16 protein-coding genes and 1 pseudogene are annotated in these 15317 nt (G+C 38.9%); 2 read left to right on the top strand and 15 right to left on the bottom strand.

What is annotated here, in order from left to right:
• The 4 genes from coaD to ACLTU0_RS06680 form a co-directional block, all read right to left on the bottom strand.
• Window positions 1-317 (bottom strand): pantetheine-phosphate adenylyltransferase (gene coaD, locus ACLTU0_RS06695; RefSeq protein WP_412321731.1); only part of this gene is annotated, 317 nt, incomplete at its 3' end.
• A 99-nt stretch (window positions 318-416) separates the two neighbouring features.
• Window positions 417-959: a 16S rRNA (guanine(966)-N(2))-methyltransferase RsmD gene (gene rsmD, locus ACLTU0_RS06690; RefSeq protein ID WP_412276550.1), complete on the bottom strand. Its 543-nt coding sequence runs from the start codon at window positions 957-959 to the stop codon at window positions 417-419.
• 137 nt (window positions 960-1096) lie between these two features.
• On the bottom strand, window positions 1097-3913 hold the full coding sequence (locus ACLTU0_RS06685; RefSeq protein WP_412321729.1) for a rhamnogalacturonan lyase: 2817 nt from the start codon (window positions 3911-3913) through the stop codon (window positions 1097-1099).
• A 102-nt stretch (window positions 3914-4015) separates the two neighbouring features.
• Window positions 4016-4819 carry a polysaccharide deacetylase family protein gene (locus ACLTU0_RS06680; protein WP_147515157.1) on the bottom strand — a complete coding sequence of 268 codons (804 nt, stop codon included), beginning with the start codon at window positions 4817-4819 and terminating at the stop codon, window positions 4016-4018.
• A 123-nt stretch (window positions 4820-4942) separates the two neighbouring features.
• Between ACLTU0_RS06680 and ACLTU0_RS06675 the strand changes: the two genes are divergently transcribed.
• Window positions 4943-6100 (top strand): polysaccharide deacetylase family protein, encoded by a 1158-nt coding sequence (locus tag ACLTU0_RS06675; RefSeq protein ID WP_412321728.1) that lies wholly within the window; start codon window positions 4943-4945, stop codon window positions 6098-6100.
• 37 nt (window positions 6101-6137) lie between these two features.
• Here the strand turns inward: ACLTU0_RS06675 and ACLTU0_RS06670 are convergent, their stop codons facing one another.
• From ACLTU0_RS06670 to ACLTU0_RS06650, 5 genes and pseudogenes are all read right to left on the bottom strand, one after another.
• Complete coding sequence (locus tag ACLTU0_RS06670; protein ID WP_412321727.1) at window positions 6138-6623, bottom strand: ECF transporter S component; 486 nt, start codon at window positions 6621-6623, stop codon at window positions 6138-6140.
• Window positions 6613-7128, bottom strand: coding sequence for an anaerobic ribonucleoside-triphosphate reductase activating protein (gene nrdG / locus ACLTU0_RS06665; protein ID WP_412321726.1), 516 nt, complete (start codon window positions 7126-7128; stop codon window positions 6613-6615). Before nrdG ends, ACLTU0_RS06670 begins: the two co-directional genes overlap by 11 nt.
• Before the next feature lie 173 nt (window positions 7129-7301).
• Window positions 7302-9428, bottom strand: coding sequence for an anaerobic ribonucleoside-triphosphate reductase (gene nrdD, locus ACLTU0_RS06660; protein WP_412321725.1), 2127 nt, complete (start codon window positions 9426-9428; stop codon window positions 7302-7304).
• 269 nt (window positions 9429-9697) lie between these two features.
• Window positions 9698-10219: a GerMN domain-containing protein gene (locus ACLTU0_RS06655; RefSeq protein ID WP_308456874.1), complete on the bottom strand. Its 522-nt coding sequence runs from the start codon at window positions 10217-10219 to the stop codon at window positions 9698-9700.
• 58 nt (window positions 10220-10277) lie between these two features.
• Window positions 10278-10528 (bottom strand): annotated as a pseudogene (locus ACLTU0_RS06650) (TIGR03905 family TSCPD domain-containing protein).
• A 139-nt stretch (window positions 10529-10667) separates the two neighbouring features.
• Between ACLTU0_RS06650 and fsa the strand changes: the two are divergent.
• The gene (fsa, locus tag ACLTU0_RS06645; RefSeq protein WP_118445719.1) at window positions 10668-11315 is read left to right on the top strand and encodes a fructose-6-phosphate aldolase; all 648 of its coding nucleotides are present in this window, start codon (window positions 10668-10670) and stop codon (window positions 11313-11315) included.
• 56 nt (window positions 11316-11371) lie between these two features.
• Here the strand turns inward: fsa and ACLTU0_RS06640 are convergent, their stop codons facing one another.
• From ACLTU0_RS06640 to ACLTU0_RS06615, 6 genes are all read right to left on the bottom strand, one after another.
• Window positions 11372-11764: a TIGR04076 family protein gene (locus ACLTU0_RS06640; RefSeq protein WP_308456875.1), complete on the bottom strand. Its 393-nt coding sequence runs from the start codon at window positions 11762-11764 to the stop codon at window positions 11372-11374.
• Between the two features lie 18 nt (window positions 11765-11782).
• Window positions 11783-12493, bottom strand: a complete 711-nt coding sequence (locus ACLTU0_RS06635; RefSeq protein WP_308456876.1) for a PP2C family protein-serine/threonine phosphatase — start codon at window positions 12491-12493, stop codon at window positions 11783-11785.
• Window positions 12494-12510: 17 nt separating this feature from the next.
• Window positions 12511-12801, bottom strand: coding sequence for a hypothetical protein (locus tag ACLTU0_RS06630; RefSeq protein WP_147515027.1), 291 nt, complete (start codon window positions 12799-12801; stop codon window positions 12511-12513).
• 5 nt (window positions 12802-12806) lie between these two features.
• On the bottom strand, window positions 12807-13355 hold the full coding sequence (locus ACLTU0_RS06625) for a CYTH domain-containing protein (RefSeq protein ID WP_337600400.1): 549 nt from the start codon (window positions 13353-13355) through the stop codon (window positions 12807-12809).
• Window positions 13356-13365: 10 nt separating this feature from the next.
• Window positions 13366-13539 carry a DUF4250 domain-containing protein gene (locus ACLTU0_RS06620; RefSeq protein ID WP_022230653.1) on the bottom strand — a complete coding sequence of 58 codons (174 nt, stop codon included), beginning with the start codon at window positions 13537-13539 and terminating at the stop codon, window positions 13366-13368.
• 1 nt (window position 13540) lies between these two features.
• A partial coding sequence (locus ACLTU0_RS06615) for a DUF2264 domain-containing protein (protein WP_412321724.1) occupies window positions 13541-15317 on the bottom strand: 1777 nt, incomplete at its 5' end.

The following is a 15317-nucleotide window of genomic DNA, read 5'->3' as shown; positions in this document are numbered from 1 at the left end:
TTATTTAGAAGTGCCATTTGAAATTCATATTCAAAGTCAGCTACGGTTCTCAGGCCCTTAACAATCACCGTTGCATTTTTGCTAGCAGCAAAATCAACCAATAATCCCGTAAAAGTATCCACTTCCACATTATCCAAATGTTTAGTTACCAAGCGAATCATCTCAACTCTTTTTTCGGCAGAAAAAAGAGGGGTTTTGCTTGCATTGCTTAAAACTCCGACCACCAATTTGTCATAGACACGGCTTGCTCTTTCGATAATGTCAAGGTGTCCGTTAGTTATCGGGTCAAAACTTCCCGGATAAACTGCAATTCTCATTTGTTCTTCTTTCCTCTTAGGCTTATCCCACAAAAGCCGATTTAATTGCTTACATCGTATGATGTAATTTGGGTAGCTGCCGACATTTTAGCGACAAGCTCAATTATGTTTCTTATATACCGTGATATATGTTCTGCCGTACTTTCTCTGTCTGTACATTTCAAGTCCGTCAAAATCATCATGAAAATCAGTTCCGTCACTTTCCAGAACCACTATACCATCCTCGTTTAACAGATTGTTTTTAACAATACCCTCAAGTACAGGTTCGATAAAGTTTTTATTATACGGAGGGTCAAGGAAAATCACATCGAATTTTTCCTTTGCCCTCTCCATATAATCAAAACATGACGTATTAATAATTTCACAGTAATCCGAAAAATCCAAAGAATTTGCATTTTTCTTGATAATATCAATCGAACGCTTGTCTTTATCAAGGCAAACGGCTTTTTTTGCACCGCGTGAAATCGCCTCAAAGCTCAAAGCACCGCTGCCGGCAAACATATCAAGGCACACCGCATCGGGTATAAACGTCTGAATTATATTAAATACAGACTCCTTAACTCTGTCAGTCGTAGGACGAACATCATCACCCTCAAATTCAAAAAGTTTATGTCCGCGTCTGATTCCAGATATTATCCTCATGCACAATCCTCCATATTATTCTTCTATATTCTAACCTACTTTTTGCAAAAGGTCAACAATGTTATTGTTTTTTTTCCTAATTTACATAAAATATCAATCGTTTTGTAAAGGATTTGATACATAGTATACATTAAATGCTAAATTTCATCAATATCTTCCGTAAAGTCAGGAATGTTAATTCCTCTCACATATTCGTTGTTAGGTACAGGCGGTTTATCCATTTCAGGGCCTATATAGAAACCTGTTTGTGTACACTGATTGTAAGCGGTATTTTGGAATGCAACGCTTAATCTGTAAACACTGTCGTGCATAAACGTATAGAACTTGTGGTCTGTAAGATCTGTTGTTGTGTAAATACGAAGTTCCGTATCATCCTCATTTCTCCAAACAGCCTCTTCTCTCCAGTCACCCAAAATATCAGCTTGAATACAAGGTGTACCCTTCTTCCAGTTGTTTGACAGAGTACCCTTAGGGTCAAGAATTGTCACAAGTTTGTTGTTTTCATAATCCCACTTATAAATTTTCGGATAACCGACTGCCTTTTCATCATCAAATTCGTGGTCAAGAAGTTCACGGATAAGGTCGCCGTCCCACCAAATAGCAAAATCTATTGATTCAGGGCCTTTTTCATTGATAAGTTCACCCTCCATTGTGTAGATACCGTCGTCCATTACCCAACACTGATTGCCTTCATATCTCGGGTCAATCTTCGCGCAAAGTCCTCTTGTTGTGTCACGGCCTGTAAACTTACCCCACTTAATCTCGCCTGTTGCAGGGTCACGCACTTCAAAACCGTATTCGGCACTGTCGTGTTCGTGAATTTGGAAGAAGTCAAGGTTAGGTGTTTTCTTTGTGAAGTTACCAAGGTTCATACAGTCGCCGTGTTCAAGGCCTGTTGAGTAAATACCCTTACCGTCATGGTCAACAGCCATTGCGCCGTAAACGATTTCGTCAAGTCCGTCGCCGTCAATATCACCGACACCAAGATTGTGATTACCTTGATTTGTGTATTCGATATTCTGATCCTTGTTAGCAAGGAACTTCCAACGCTTAACAAGTTTATTGTCAATTACGTCATATGCAACAAGCACTGTCGGACAACCGTGGTCATAGTAACCTCTGCACATTACAACGCTTGGATTTTCACCGTCAAGATATGCTACGCAGGCAAGGAAACGGTCAACTCTGTTACCCCAAGAGTCGCCCCATTCACGAACGTTGCCTCTCGGCGGGTCATAATCGACAGTATCCATAATTTCGCCTGTTTCACCGTTGAACAATGTCAAATATTCAGGACCTTCAAGAATGAAACCGTCCTTATTTCTGTAATCCGCGTCCTTGTCACCGATTACGTTACCCTTGCCGTCAACGGTTGCGTCTGCTGTTTTGCAAACAAGTTCTGCCTTACCGTCATTATTAAAGTCATACACCATAAATTGTGTATAGTGTGAACCTGAACGGATATTACGTCCGAGATTAATTCTCCATAGCTTTGTACCGTCAAGCTTGTATGCGTCAAGCAAACATTCACCTGTTATACCCTTGTGTGAGTTATCCTTACCGTTTGCGTCCCAACGAAGAATGATTTCGTATTCGCCGTCACCGTCAAGGTCTGCAACAGACGCGTCATTTGCGGTATAAGGATATGAATTGCCGTCAGGGTCAACAAAGTTTTCAGGCTTGTCAAGAGGAATTGATATATAAGGTGCATTTACAACTTTAACTTCCGCACCCTTTTTCTCAGCCTTATTACCCTTTACGGCTTTGATTGTGTAAACGTCTTCCGGTTTACCGTCTTTGTCAAGATAGTTTGTAGAATCGGTGATTACGTCTGTAATCTTTTCACCGTTTCTTAAAATTATAAAGTTAATGTCCTGTTCGTATTCATACGCATTAAGACGCCAGCTAAGGAATACGCCGTTTTCTGTCATCATTGCAACGGCACCTCTGCCCAACGTTTCCATTTTGCGTTTCTTCGGCTTAGCCTCCATATCTATTGTTACCTCACTGCGTTTTGATATACCGCTTGTCGTAACAGCCTCAACCGCATATACGAAAGGTACATTTGTTATTACTTTATCATCAATGAAATGTGTTTCTTCTGTTTTTCCTATGTACTTGTAAATACCGTAAGGTGCTTTTTGGTAAATGTTGTACCAAACCGCCTCCTTAAATCCGTTCCATACAAGTGTTACGGAATTAGGAGTTTCCTTTGCGTCAAGCTCTGTTATCTCGCCTGCAACGCTCTTGCCGTCAACGACTTCAACATCAATCGTAACAGACTTATCCGAACAGAACTTATGTGCATACAATGCACACACGCTGTATTCAAATTTATCGCATATTGTAACGTCACCGTCAACAAATTCCTCTGTAATAACTTCCTGAACCTTATCAATTTCGTTATTCTTCGGATTTCTGCGTGACACTCTGTAACCGATAACGCCGTCGGCTTTATCCCAAGTCAATTTAACCGAAGCCGTATCACGTTTTGCGATAACGGCACTTTTAACATTCTTAACTTCAATGTCTTGCTTTTGTGCAATATCAATGCTGTTAAGGCAAGTATGCTTACCCATTTCAAATGCAAATTCAATCTTACCGTCAGTAACTGTAACAGGGAACACTCTTTCCACAACAGTACCGTCACTTACCCATACGCCGTATTTTTCACCGTTGACGTTGTAGAATGTCATAACATCGCCTTCGTCAACATAGTCGCCCGTAGAAACGCGTACAATATATTCGCCGTTTTCAATATCAACGATAAATGACTTTCCGCCCATAAAAAGAAAATCTCTGTTTAATTCCTTTTCACCGATTTTTCTTTCGTCAGCCTCTGCGGCTTCCGAAAGTCCAAAACCTTTTTCCTTTGTGTAAACAGATTTTTCAGTCACTTTTGTGTAACCGTCAACAGGCGGTTTCTTACCAAAATCAAAACTTGCCTCTCTCATTTTATCAATTTCCTCTCTAAAATACATTATAATAATTTAATTATACACCAAAATGATGAATTAATAAAGTGTTTTTTAAGAGTTTTTATGTTTTTTTCTTAATTATTGCAATTCATCAAGGCTTTTAAACGTATATCCCTCATTTTTTGCGTAATTTATTATATCTTCCAAAGCATTTGCATTGTCGGAGGACACTGCGTGAAGAAGTAAAACAGCACCGTCATGCAGATACGGCGTAACTTGATTAAACGCATAGTCCGCCCCCTGCTGCATATTTATGTCCCAATCCTTGTACGCAAAGCTCCACAGAATTGTCCTGTATCCCATATCCTTTGCAACCGCAAGCACCCGTTCACTGTATTCCCCCTCCGGCGGGCGCATATATTTCATACTCACGCCGTACATTTCCTCACACATTTTATTCAAATCGGAAAGTTCTTTTTGCTCTGTTTCAACGCTCTGTTTCGGTAAATTCGGGTGATTTACGGTATGGTTTCCTACAATGTGACCGCCATCAATCATTCTCTGCACCAATTCCTGCTGATTTTCAAGATACGGACCTGTCACAAAGAATGCCGCAGGCGTTGAAGTCTGCTCCAAAACGTCCAAAATCTTTGACGTGTAGCCATTTTCGTAACCCTCGTCAAACGTCAGATATAGTGTTTTCGGTGCATTTTCATCTATATAATAGCAATCGTATTTTCTAAGCACTTCCTTTTGTGAATTAGGTATTTCGGGCGGTGCACCTTTCTTGCGTACAAATCCCCAACCAATCCCCTCATTATTCATTTGGTCATATGACACGTTCACCTGTTGTACGTCATTGCTGACCGTATCGGCGGTATTAGATGAACAACCGCTCATCAAAATTGCCGTGCAAAAAATTACCAAAATCACTTTTTTCATTGTTTATCATACCCTTTCTTTATTTATTTTTATTCTTTAATAATAATGTTGATAATATTGTTGAATTTTATTGTAAATTGGTATATAATAATGATATATCAGCTTTTTAGGGGGATTTTAATTATGTCTAATGCAACCGAATTTGAAATGAGACGTCGTGAACGCCGCAGACGTGAACGTCTTAGAAAAAAACGTATCCGTGCGGCTATTATTTTTATAGTTCTTATAGCAATCATTATTGTTGTCGCAGTTGCCGTTTCGATGAAAAAAGGTAACAACGAACAGCAAAATACAAATAATGTATCAATCGAAACAACAGAAAATCCAGAAAATGTCGTTCCGACCGTAGAGCCGGTACAAACAAGTACACTAAATATTCCTCCCGCAACGGAAGAAAACGACCTGCTTCAAATCGTTAAAGATTCAGTACAGGAAAAGCGTTGTTATCTTACATTTGATGACGGTCCTACAGAAAATATAACTCCGCAAATTCTTGATACTTTGAGAAAGTACAATATTAAAGCCACATTCTTTGAAGTCGGTTCGCTTATCGACTCAAACTTTGATATGGCAAGACGTGTATATGAAGAAGGACATCTTATAGCCAATCACTCGGACGGACATAACTATGAGAAATTATATGCGTCAACAGACACATTTATTAACGAAGTAAATACTTGTTTCCAAAAAATTGACGCAGTAACCGGAGGAACTCAAACAATGAAGCTTGTACGTTTTCCGGGTGGCAGCTACAAATCAAGTGCCGACAGTTTTTCACCTGTAAAACAAGAATGTAAAGCAGTATTGAAAGAAAACGGTTATTATTATTGTGACTGGAACGCGCTAAACGGTGACGCAGAGGGTAAAAAGAAAGATGCACAAGGTCTTTTGGATTACCTAAAGTCAAATATGCCGGAAGGTCAAAATGTTGTCATTCTTATGCACGATGCCGCCGCTAAACAAACTACGGCTGACGCTTTGCCAATGATTATAGAATATTTGATTTCAGAGGGATATACATTCCACAGACTTGACGATATTAATTATCAAGCCGCTGTGACAACAATCGCCCCTGAAAGCGGTGAAACAGCCACAGCAACTACTTCAACCGATACAACAAATACAGCAAGCACAACAAATCCAACAAATACAACAGCCGACACATCAAACGCACAAGACGGCAATACACAATCGGCAACAGACGAACCTGTACAAGCACAAAATACCCAAAACGTAACCCCTGCCCCTGCACAATCGGGTACAGCAATTATAATTCAATAAACAAAAAGAACTGCGAATAATCGCAGTTCTTTTTTTGCTAAAATCCTATTCTTTTTCTGTTCTTAATCAATATCGGTACAATAATCGCCGATGCAACCATACTCATACACCACTGTATCGGTGATGAAATAAGCGATACAAGTGCGGTTTCATATCCCATAAGCGGAATTTCCGCAACAAAGTAACCGCCTGTAACAATCACAAGTGCAACAATACCGCCGATTATAAAATGCTTTATATCAACGTGTCTATAAACGATTTTACCGATTGCAAATCCCATAATACCCTTAATAATAAATGTCGGTATACAGAATATCGGATAACCCGAAATAAAATCTGCCAAGCTATGTCCTATCGCTCCGACAATCGCACCCGGTATAGGTCCGAGTATCATTGCAGCCACATAAATTATGCAGTCGCCGAAATGCACATATCCGCCGCCTATCGGCACTTTCGGCACGATAGTAAGCACGCACGCCAACGCCGTAAGCATTGCCACTCTAACAAATTGTTTAGTATTCATCGTATTCCCCTTCTGTAAGTTCCGTCACTGTTTTATCTTCAAGTGATTTCTTTACATTTATAATTCTTTGATTTTCAGACCCTCTGAATTTCAATTTCAAATTTTTCTTTTCCGCCACAAACGCACCGTCAACAAGCACGTCAATATACTTTAAAATATCTTCACATTCTCCGACAAGTTCTTCAAAAGTAAAACCACTGTAACACCATACCGTTTTATTCGGAAAATGTTCCTTTATTGTTTTTAAAATATATTGTACCGCCACGCGATTTTCCTTTTCAAAAGGCTCACCGCCGAGCAGGCTGAAACCTTTTATATACTCCTTATCCATTGCGGTTATAATTTCGTTCATTGTATCGTCCGTGAACTCATTGCCATAACAAAAATCCCACGTTTCACTGTTAAAACAGTCCTTACAGTGACATCTGCAACCGCTGACAAAAAGCGATACTCTCACGCCTGTTCCGTTTGCAATGTCAGTTTTCTTTATATTCCCATAATACATAATTAATTTCCACAGCATTTCTGCCCACAAATAGTAATTAAAAACCTTAACTGCTCTTGCTTGTGGGCTGACAAGGCGTTAAGTGGAAATTATGTCCATGTGCGTTCGCCATAGGCGAAAATCGCACGGACAATTAAATCAAATAACGTGATTTTTCACGTTATTTTCCCTTATTACAAATGCAAAACTCTGCTCTTAATCTCTTTCGTCTTTCCCGTATTCCAAAAATTTTCACCGAGATAACCGCAAGTACGTCTTGTAACATTCAATTTACTGTGGTCTTTATTATGACATTGCGGACATTCCCATTCCATATTGTCATTAATCATAATCTCACCGTCAAAGCCGCAGTCTTGGCAATAGTCCGATTTTGTATTAAATTCGCCGTACTGAATGTTATCATAAATATACTTTACAAGCGTTTCAAGTGCAGGCAGGTTATTCTGCATATTCGGTATTTCCACATAAGAAATCGCACCGCCGAGCGAAATATTTTGGAATTCGCTTTCAATATCGAATTTATCAAAAGCATTGATTTTCTCTCTGACGTCAACGTGGTAAGAATTTGTATAATAACCCTTATCGGTAACATTCTTGATCGGTCCGAATTTCTCATAATCAATTTTAGCAAAACGATAGCATAACGTTTCCGCAGGTGTGCCGTAAAGACTGAAACCCAATCCTGTTTCCTCTTTCCACTTTTCCGCCGCATCACGCATATGATACATTACTTTAAGTGCAAATTCTTTACCCTTACCGCTTGTTTGGCTTTCGCCGGTCATAAGATAAGTAAGTTCATAAAGACCGATATATCCGAGCGACAACGTAGAATACCCATTGTGCAAGTATTTATCAATCGTTTCACCTTTTTTCAAACGTGCTATAGCACCGTATTGCCAGTGAATAGGGCTTACGTCAGACACAACCCCCTCCAATGCTTTATGACGGCACATAAGCGCCTCATAGCAAAGCTTCAAACGTTCGTCAAACAGTTTCCAAAACTTTTCTTCATCGCCCTTAGCCACAAGTCCGATTTGCGGAAGATTTATACTTACAACACCTTGATTAAATCTTCCCTCCCACTTGTACTCACCGTTTTCGTCTTTCCAAGGTGAAAGGAACGAGCGGCAGCCCATACAACTGAACACGTTACCCTCATAATTTTCACGCATTTTCTTTGCTGAAATATAGTCGGGATACATTCTTTTAGCGGAACATTTAACCGCAAGTTTCGTAACGTAATCGTATTTACCGCCCTTTAGACAGTTGTTTTCATCAAGCACATATATAAGTTTTGGGAATGCAGGTGTAACATATACACCCTGTTCATTCTTAATACCGTCAAGTCTTTGACGAAGAATTTCTTCGATAATTCTTACGTTTTCGTCAACGTATTCGTTATTTTCGTCAATATATAGGAACAAAGTCACAAACGGCGACTGTCCGTTCGTTGTCATAAGCGTATTAATCTGATATTGAATAGTCTGTACACCCGATCTTAATTCATCATCGACACGCATTTCAACTATTTTCTCAATATCTTCCCGGCTTAACGTATCCTTGAATTTTTCCTGTGTTTCAGCCATAAACTTGTCGCGGCTCTTTCTTAAATATTTTCCCAAATGTGCCACATTTACGGACTGTCCGCCATACTGATTACTTGCAACCGCCGCAATAATCTGCGTTGTGACGGTACAGGCAACCTGAAAGCTCTTAGGCGATTCAATCATTTTACCGTTCATAACAGTACCGTTGTCAAGCATATCCTTGATATTTATAAGACAGCAGTTAAAAATCGGCTGTATAAAATAATCCGCGTCATGAAAATGAAGTATGCCGTTTTGATGTGCCATTGTGATATGCTCCGGCAACAGCATACGTCTTGTAAGGTCACGCGACACTTCACCTGCTATATAGTCACGCTGTGTAGACGCGTGAACAGTATTCTTATTTGAATTTTCCTCCGCAAGCTCCTTGTTTTCGTTTCTGATTAGCTTTAGGATTGATTCATCTGTTGTATTCGACTTTCTCAAAAGACTGCGTTGGTATCTGTATATCATATACTTTTTCGCAAGTACATACTTGTTGTGTGCAACAAGCGTTTTTTCGATTATATCTTGTATCGTTTCAACGGGAATTACTTCCTTGTCTGTTTTTTCAACGTTTCCTATCGCCTCTTCTATCAAGGCGTCACTGACTTTTTGCGAATTGTCCACCTCAACATTCGCTTTTTTAATGGCGGCTGTTATCTTGTCAGCATTGTATTCAACAATTCTGCCGTCACGCTTTTGTACTTTCACTTTAATAACCCCTTCTCTGTATAAAACACTATATACAGTATTATCGCTCAAAAAAAATATGCAGAAAGCACGTCTTTATGCGTGTTTTATGCAAATCTCAAATACTATGTAACCACTATATTTTGTGTCCTTGATATTTTTGTATATCTATATCTTGTAGTATATTATAGCACAGTTGGATTATAAATGCAATACATTTTATTTTACAAATTGAATACAATATAAAAAAGCAAGCACAATTTTTATGCTTGCTTATCAATATATTGTATTTATATAAAATAATCCGGAATAAAAGTTTCCCTCATATCAATGTAGCCCTTAAAATCTTTTTGCCGCTTGCCGTCTATTGTAAACCTTACGTTCACAATCCCGTCAAGTCCTGTAAGTGAATTGACGATTGAATACACCGTAAGCAGTTCCAAATCACGACCGTCGGGGTGCTTGTCCGCCAATTCCTGCTTTATATCCACATACGCAATCCTATCAAGCACTTTCACCTTTATACCGTGTTTGACGTTCGGAATAATTCGCCTTATTTTCGGATTGTCGTCATATCCCTCAACAAGCTCGTCCACTACTCTTTGTGCCATTTTCTGCGTACTCATCTGCGGTATTTGAGTTTTTACTGGAATCAATCTGAGCATTTGTGCGTCAACGTAATACAGCTTTACCTCTGCTGTTTCCGTATGTGTATTCTGCGATATAACCACAGTACCAAAGCCGATTGCAAGTATTAATAAAAATATAAAGTGTCTTATAAGCGTGTTCTTCTTTAATGTAACTATCTGCAAAACAAAAAACCTCCATACACTGACTTATATACAGTATATGAAGGTTCAATGATTTTTATTACATATTTTTACTTTGTTCCAATGCTATTGCAAGCTGGTCAGGACAAGACGTACCGCGTCCGTTACAGTTTGTACCCTTTAATCTCGAAATAACATCGTCAATATTCATACCCTCAACAAGAGCGCTTATACCTTGCGTATTACCGTTACAACCTCTTGTGAAGTGTACATTTCTGACAACTCCGTCTTCTACCTCAAAATCTATCTGTCAGAACAGACACCCTTAGGCTGATATGAAAACTTAGCCATTATATCCACCTCCAAAATTTTATATTTATCTACATTCTGATTATACAACATTTATTGCTTTTTTTCAAGCATATCTATTGACTATACACCCATTTTTTTATATAATAATATACAGAAATAAATTTAGGAGGAAGTTCAAATGAAATTATTTGTAGATACTGCCAATGTAGATGAAATCAGACAGGCAAATGATATGGGCGTCATCTGCGGTGTTACAACAAATCCGTCTCTTATCGCAAAAGAGGGCAGAGATTTTGTTGAAGTTGTTAAGGAAATCACAACTATTGTAGACGGTCCTATCAGTGCCGAAGTTATTTCCCTTGAGGCTGATAAAATGGTTGAAGAGGCTAAACCTCTTGCAGCTATCAACAAGAACATTGTTATAAAAATTCCTATGTGTGCAGAAGGTCTAAAGGCTGTTAAAAAACTTACAGCTCTTGGTATCAAGACTAACGTAACTCTTATCTTCTCATCCGCACAGGCACTTCTTGCCGCAAGAGCAGGCGCTACATATGTAAGTCCGTTCCTTGGCAGACTTGACGACATCGGTACAAACGGTATGATTCTTATTGAAGAAATCGCTGATATTTTCAAAATTCACGAAATCCCAACAGAAATTATCGCCGCAAGTATCAGAAATCCTATCCACGTTATCGACGCCGCAAGAGCAGGTTGTGACATCGCAACAGTTCCTTATAAGGTAATTGCTCAAATGCTTCACCACCCACTTACAGACAAGGGTATCGAAAGATTTTTAAAGGACTGGGAAACAGTTCCGAAGAACTAATATGATTAAATGACACAAAACACCTCTTGAAATTCAAGAGGTGTTTTTAATTGTATTTATTCATAATCAATTCGTTCAATCTTAAAAATAACAGGTCTTGTACCATCCGAACAACAGGTAATCATCACATTTTCATCTTTCATCCAACCAGCCATTACAGAGCCGCCTTGCAATCCGGTATAAATATAACGTGAAATAGCGTCCCACGCTTCAGAACAGAACGGCAATTTCGGACCACCAGCCACAGTATCGGCATTACCGTTAGTTTTCACCAACGTATTCAGTCCGAGATGCCAAAAGTCGTCTCTGTCACCGTCGCGATAAAAAACAAATTCATCACCGACATTGTAGCACGGACAGACTCCCGAATTCGGATCTGCACAGTATTTCTGCTGTAATTCGGGATATAATTTTTTATCCAACACTGTTACTTTCACTTTATGTTTCATAGCAGTTTCCTCCGTATATTACACTTCCACAGCTATTGCACTGTAATTATCATTGTTTTCTTTTTCGTTTTCGTGCAGGCTTTCGAGCATTTTTTCAAGCCATTCTTTCGGTGATTTAGTTTTTGCGAATGATTTTTCTATATCATCTTCATAAACATATTCCCAAAAACCATCTGTACAAAGTACAAAAGCGTCACCTTTTTTCAAGTCAATCACTTCCGACACATCAAAATTCAAATCATCAATGTCACTTATCGATGACAACAATTTATTTTGATTAGGGCTTGTACGTATTTCATCAAATGTAATTATCCCCTCTTTAAAATCTCTGAATGCGATAGAATGGTCGTCCGTAATCTGCGAAATTCTCTTTTTTGATATGTAGTAAAGACGGCTGTCGCCGGAATGTGCCCACACGGCTTTTTCACCGTCAGTTACCAATGCAACAATCGTACTCGACATATTCGATTTTGTACTCTCTCGTTCCTCACCCAAAACAGACGCCGCCTTTTCGATATATCTGTATAACGCCTTACCCGAAAGTTCAGGTGCTTTTTTAAACGATTTACAAACCGTTTCACACACAATCTCCGACGCAACCTCGCCGAAGCTCTGTCCGCCCAATCCATCGCACACGACAAAGCACCACAACTTATCCGAATTTGCGTAACCTACATAATCTTCATTGTTTTTACGACCGCCTCTGTTTGTCAGTGACACTGCTCTCATAAATTTTTACCCCACATTTATTGATTTCCGTTTTCTTCTGCACTGTTTTCAAAATCAGCTGTATTTTCTGAATTTTCCGCATTATCTGTATTTTCCGTATTACCGTTATCAATGCCTTTCAAAGAATTGATTTCCTCCTGCATAGTGAGCTGTCCCTGCAAAGCCTCATCAAACATAGCTTTTGTCTGACGGTTTGAAACAATAAGCACTATATTCATAACGCATTGAACCAATATTACAGCAGTCAAAATCAATGCCAGCCATACAAGCCCTTTTTCACGACCGCTTTTTACACGTTTATAATCCATCTGTATCACTCCTGATTTTTATACTCTGCAAGAAAGCGTGAAAACTTTCCGACGCATTTTTCGTTAAATCTCACTCCGAGAGAAGTAAGTTTCATAAGTAAATCCGCACTGATTTTTTCTTCATATTCGACCTCAACTTCATAATCCGTTTTATCGAAATATGTCGTTTTATCAAGGCACAATTCCGATCCGTTATGCACAAGGCTGTTTCTTATCGTTACGGCACAGCCCATTTTATAAAGCTCGCCCACATCCTCGCCTGTTATCTCTTTTGCAAGTTCGGCATTTATAATATCAGGTACTTCTTCCGTTTCAAATTCATTTTCTTCGCAAATCTGCAAAGGACTGTTTTCGTTTTTGTGAAGTTTCACCTGTATTTTCGCCACTTCACCTACAACTCTTATTCTTACCATTATACGTTTTTCTCTAAGTATACCCGCTTTATCGGTATAATAATAATTCGTCTGTTCTCTGACCTTTTCCCATGTAAAAGCGTTTAAAATACTCTCATACAGTTCTTTGTCTATCATACTTTTTATCTCTGTTTCCGTCATTTCTGCTCCTTTATATAAACTGATTTCTTTCTTCACTGTATTTGTACCCAATCAGTGACAGTTTATCCTCAATAGTTTTTCTTTCAAGCTCCATATCGTCACACATATCGTCAAGATTTGAATAAAAATCACGAAGTTTTGTGTTGACAAAGCTAAGCAATATAGCAGGATCGTTCGGTATCATATTATCCCTCCAAGTGATCTCTTATAAGTGTTTTTATTTCGTTTTTGCCCTTATGGATTTCATATTTCATTGCCGGTATAACCGTTTTTGAATATCTGATATTTGTGTTCGGTGATGATTCGATTATACAGCTCTCACCGCCGGTTTCCGTAAGGACTTCACAGAATTGAAAATCATTCCTCGCTTGCGCAATAAACAAATCCTTTGTTTTAATGTTGTCCTTATCTCTTGACGCAACCGCAAAACCTGCGTCATACGCAACACAATCATATTCCGAATTAATTTCGTGATTTCTCGTATGACCGAACGATGTCGGAGTTATAACGGTTTTAACGTCAATCCCATTAAACGGTGACCATTCTATTACAACTCTGTCATTTTCAACATTGTATGACTTCAAATGTCTGCGTACCAATACCGCGCCGTCAACAACAAACGTAAGCATACTGTCGCAAGCCGCCTCATCAATGCTTACATTACTTCTCATAACATTAAATCCAAAATGAGCGCTGTATGCAAATTTCAAATATTTCGGCACAATCTGACCGCACGCAAAATCGGTAATTGTTCCTGCCGGATATGCAACACTCTTGCCGTTTCGTCTTGATACAAGCATATCTGCCTCTTTTATAAGTTCAAGTTCGTCAAGTTTAGGCATTTCTTCAATATCGCAAGACCAAAATTCATGGTCGTCAGGCAGCATAAGGAATATATATGCTTTAAGTCCCCAATAAGGTGAGCCGTGTGCATTATAATGCTCTGCCATAAGAAGATTTGAATAATCGTATCCGACAGATAAAATTCCGCTTGTATCGAATATATTTTTTGAAAGCCAATTTTCAATGTTTCTTATTAATATGCCTTTCATAACACCAAGCGAAAACGGTCTTATATCCGCCAAAATACAAGCACCCCAAAACGCCGCTTGTGCAAAACGATATGTGAGTGAACGACCGTAAGGAAGTGCTTCGCCGTCCTCGTCAAACCAATATATGAACGTTTTTGCAAATTCTGTTGCACGTTCCTTGTATATATCGGAACGCTCCTTGTCGTCGTCCTCCATTGCAACGGCATAAATCAATCCGTAAAAATGGAATGCAAAACCAATGTAATAATCCTTTTGTCCATGCAGTCCGTCTATGTACCAGCCGTTGCCAAGATAAAATTCATCTATCCTTGCAATATCTTTGTCCAACTGTTCTTGACTGTATTTTCTGCCGACCTTTTTCAAAGCAACGTTGACAAGCACTCTGAAAAATGTCCAGTTGCTGTCGCAAACTTCCTTGTCATTTATAGAATAAAGCCATTTTTCAAAGTTGTTTTTCGCAGTGGATTTAAGCGGCTCCCATACCTTTTCCGGTGCAAAAATCAAACCGTATGCAAATGCAGCCATTTCAACAAAACGTTGGTCTTTATCGTGGCAATCGCCCCAGTAACCGTCATTTTTTTTATCCGCACCGCTTGTTATACCGGTTATATATAACTTTTCAAACGTTTCATTTTCACCGCCGCCTGCCCAAAACGGCACAAGTCCCCATAGCGGACGTGCAAAAGCCTCAACGTCCGCCGAAAGATTTTCGTACCACGCACTGTGTCTTGCATACTGTACCTTTCCGCCGTTGTAATACTTTTTTATAGGCGATATTATATCCGATAACTGTTGTCTGAAATATTCTTTTGTATACATAAAGCCACCTCTGTCACTTTGAATTATCTTAATATTTTTATTATAGCATTTATTTACCAAAAAGTAAATAAGATAATTGTAAACCTTTGTT

It is taken from the genome of Hominilimicola sp. (assembly GCF_046972485.1).
GTDB lineage: Bacteria > Bacillota > Clostridia > UBA1381 > UBA1381 > Hominilimicola > Hominilimicola fabiformis.
The sequence above is the reverse complement of the archived record's forward strand: the minus strand, read 5'-3'. Positions and strand labels throughout refer to the sequence as shown.

Coding starts and splice junctions, on each gene's coding strand:
- rsmD (WP_412276550.1), bottom strand. CDS start 959: ATGAGGATAATATCTGGAATCAGACGCGGACATAAACTTTTTGAATTT.
- ACLTU0_RS06685 (WP_412321729.1), bottom strand. CDS start 3,913: ATGAGAGAGGCAAGTTTTGATTTTGGTAAGAAACCGCCTGTTGACGGT.
- ACLTU0_RS06680 (WP_147515157.1), bottom strand. CDS start 4,819: ATGAAAAAAGTGATTTTGGTAATTTTTTGCACGGCAATTTTGATGAGC.
- ACLTU0_RS06675 (WP_412321728.1), top strand. CDS start 4,943: ATGTCTAATGCAACCGAATTTGAAATGAGACGTCGTGAACGCCGCAGA.
- ACLTU0_RS06670 (WP_412321727.1), bottom strand. CDS start 6,623: ATGAATACTAAACAATTTGTTAGAGTGGCAATGCTTACGGCGTTGGCG.
- nrdG (WP_412321726.1), bottom strand. CDS start 7,128: ATGTATTATGGGAATATAAAGAAAACTGACATTGCAAACGGAACAGGC.
- fsa (WP_118445719.1), top strand. CDS start 10,668: ATGAAATTATTTGTAGATACTGCCAATGTAGATGAAATCAGACAGGCA.
- ACLTU0_RS06640 (WP_308456875.1), bottom strand. CDS start 11,764: ATGAAACATAAAGTGAAAGTAACAGTGTTGGATAAAAAATTATATCCC.
- ACLTU0_RS06635 (WP_308456876.1), bottom strand. CDS start 12,493: ATGAGAGCAGTGTCACTGACAAACAGAGGCGGTCGTAAAAACAATGAA.
- ACLTU0_RS06630 (WP_147515027.1), bottom strand. CDS start 12,801: ATGGATTATAAACGTGTAAAAAGCGGTCGTGAAAAAGGGCTTGTATGG.
- ACLTU0_RS06625 (WP_337600400.1), bottom strand. CDS start 13,355: ATGACGGAAACAGAGATAAAAAGTATGATAGACAAAGAACTGTATGAG.
- ACLTU0_RS06620 (WP_022230653.1), bottom strand. CDS start 13,539: ATGATACCGAACGATCCTGCTATATTGCTTAGCTTTGTCAACACAAAA.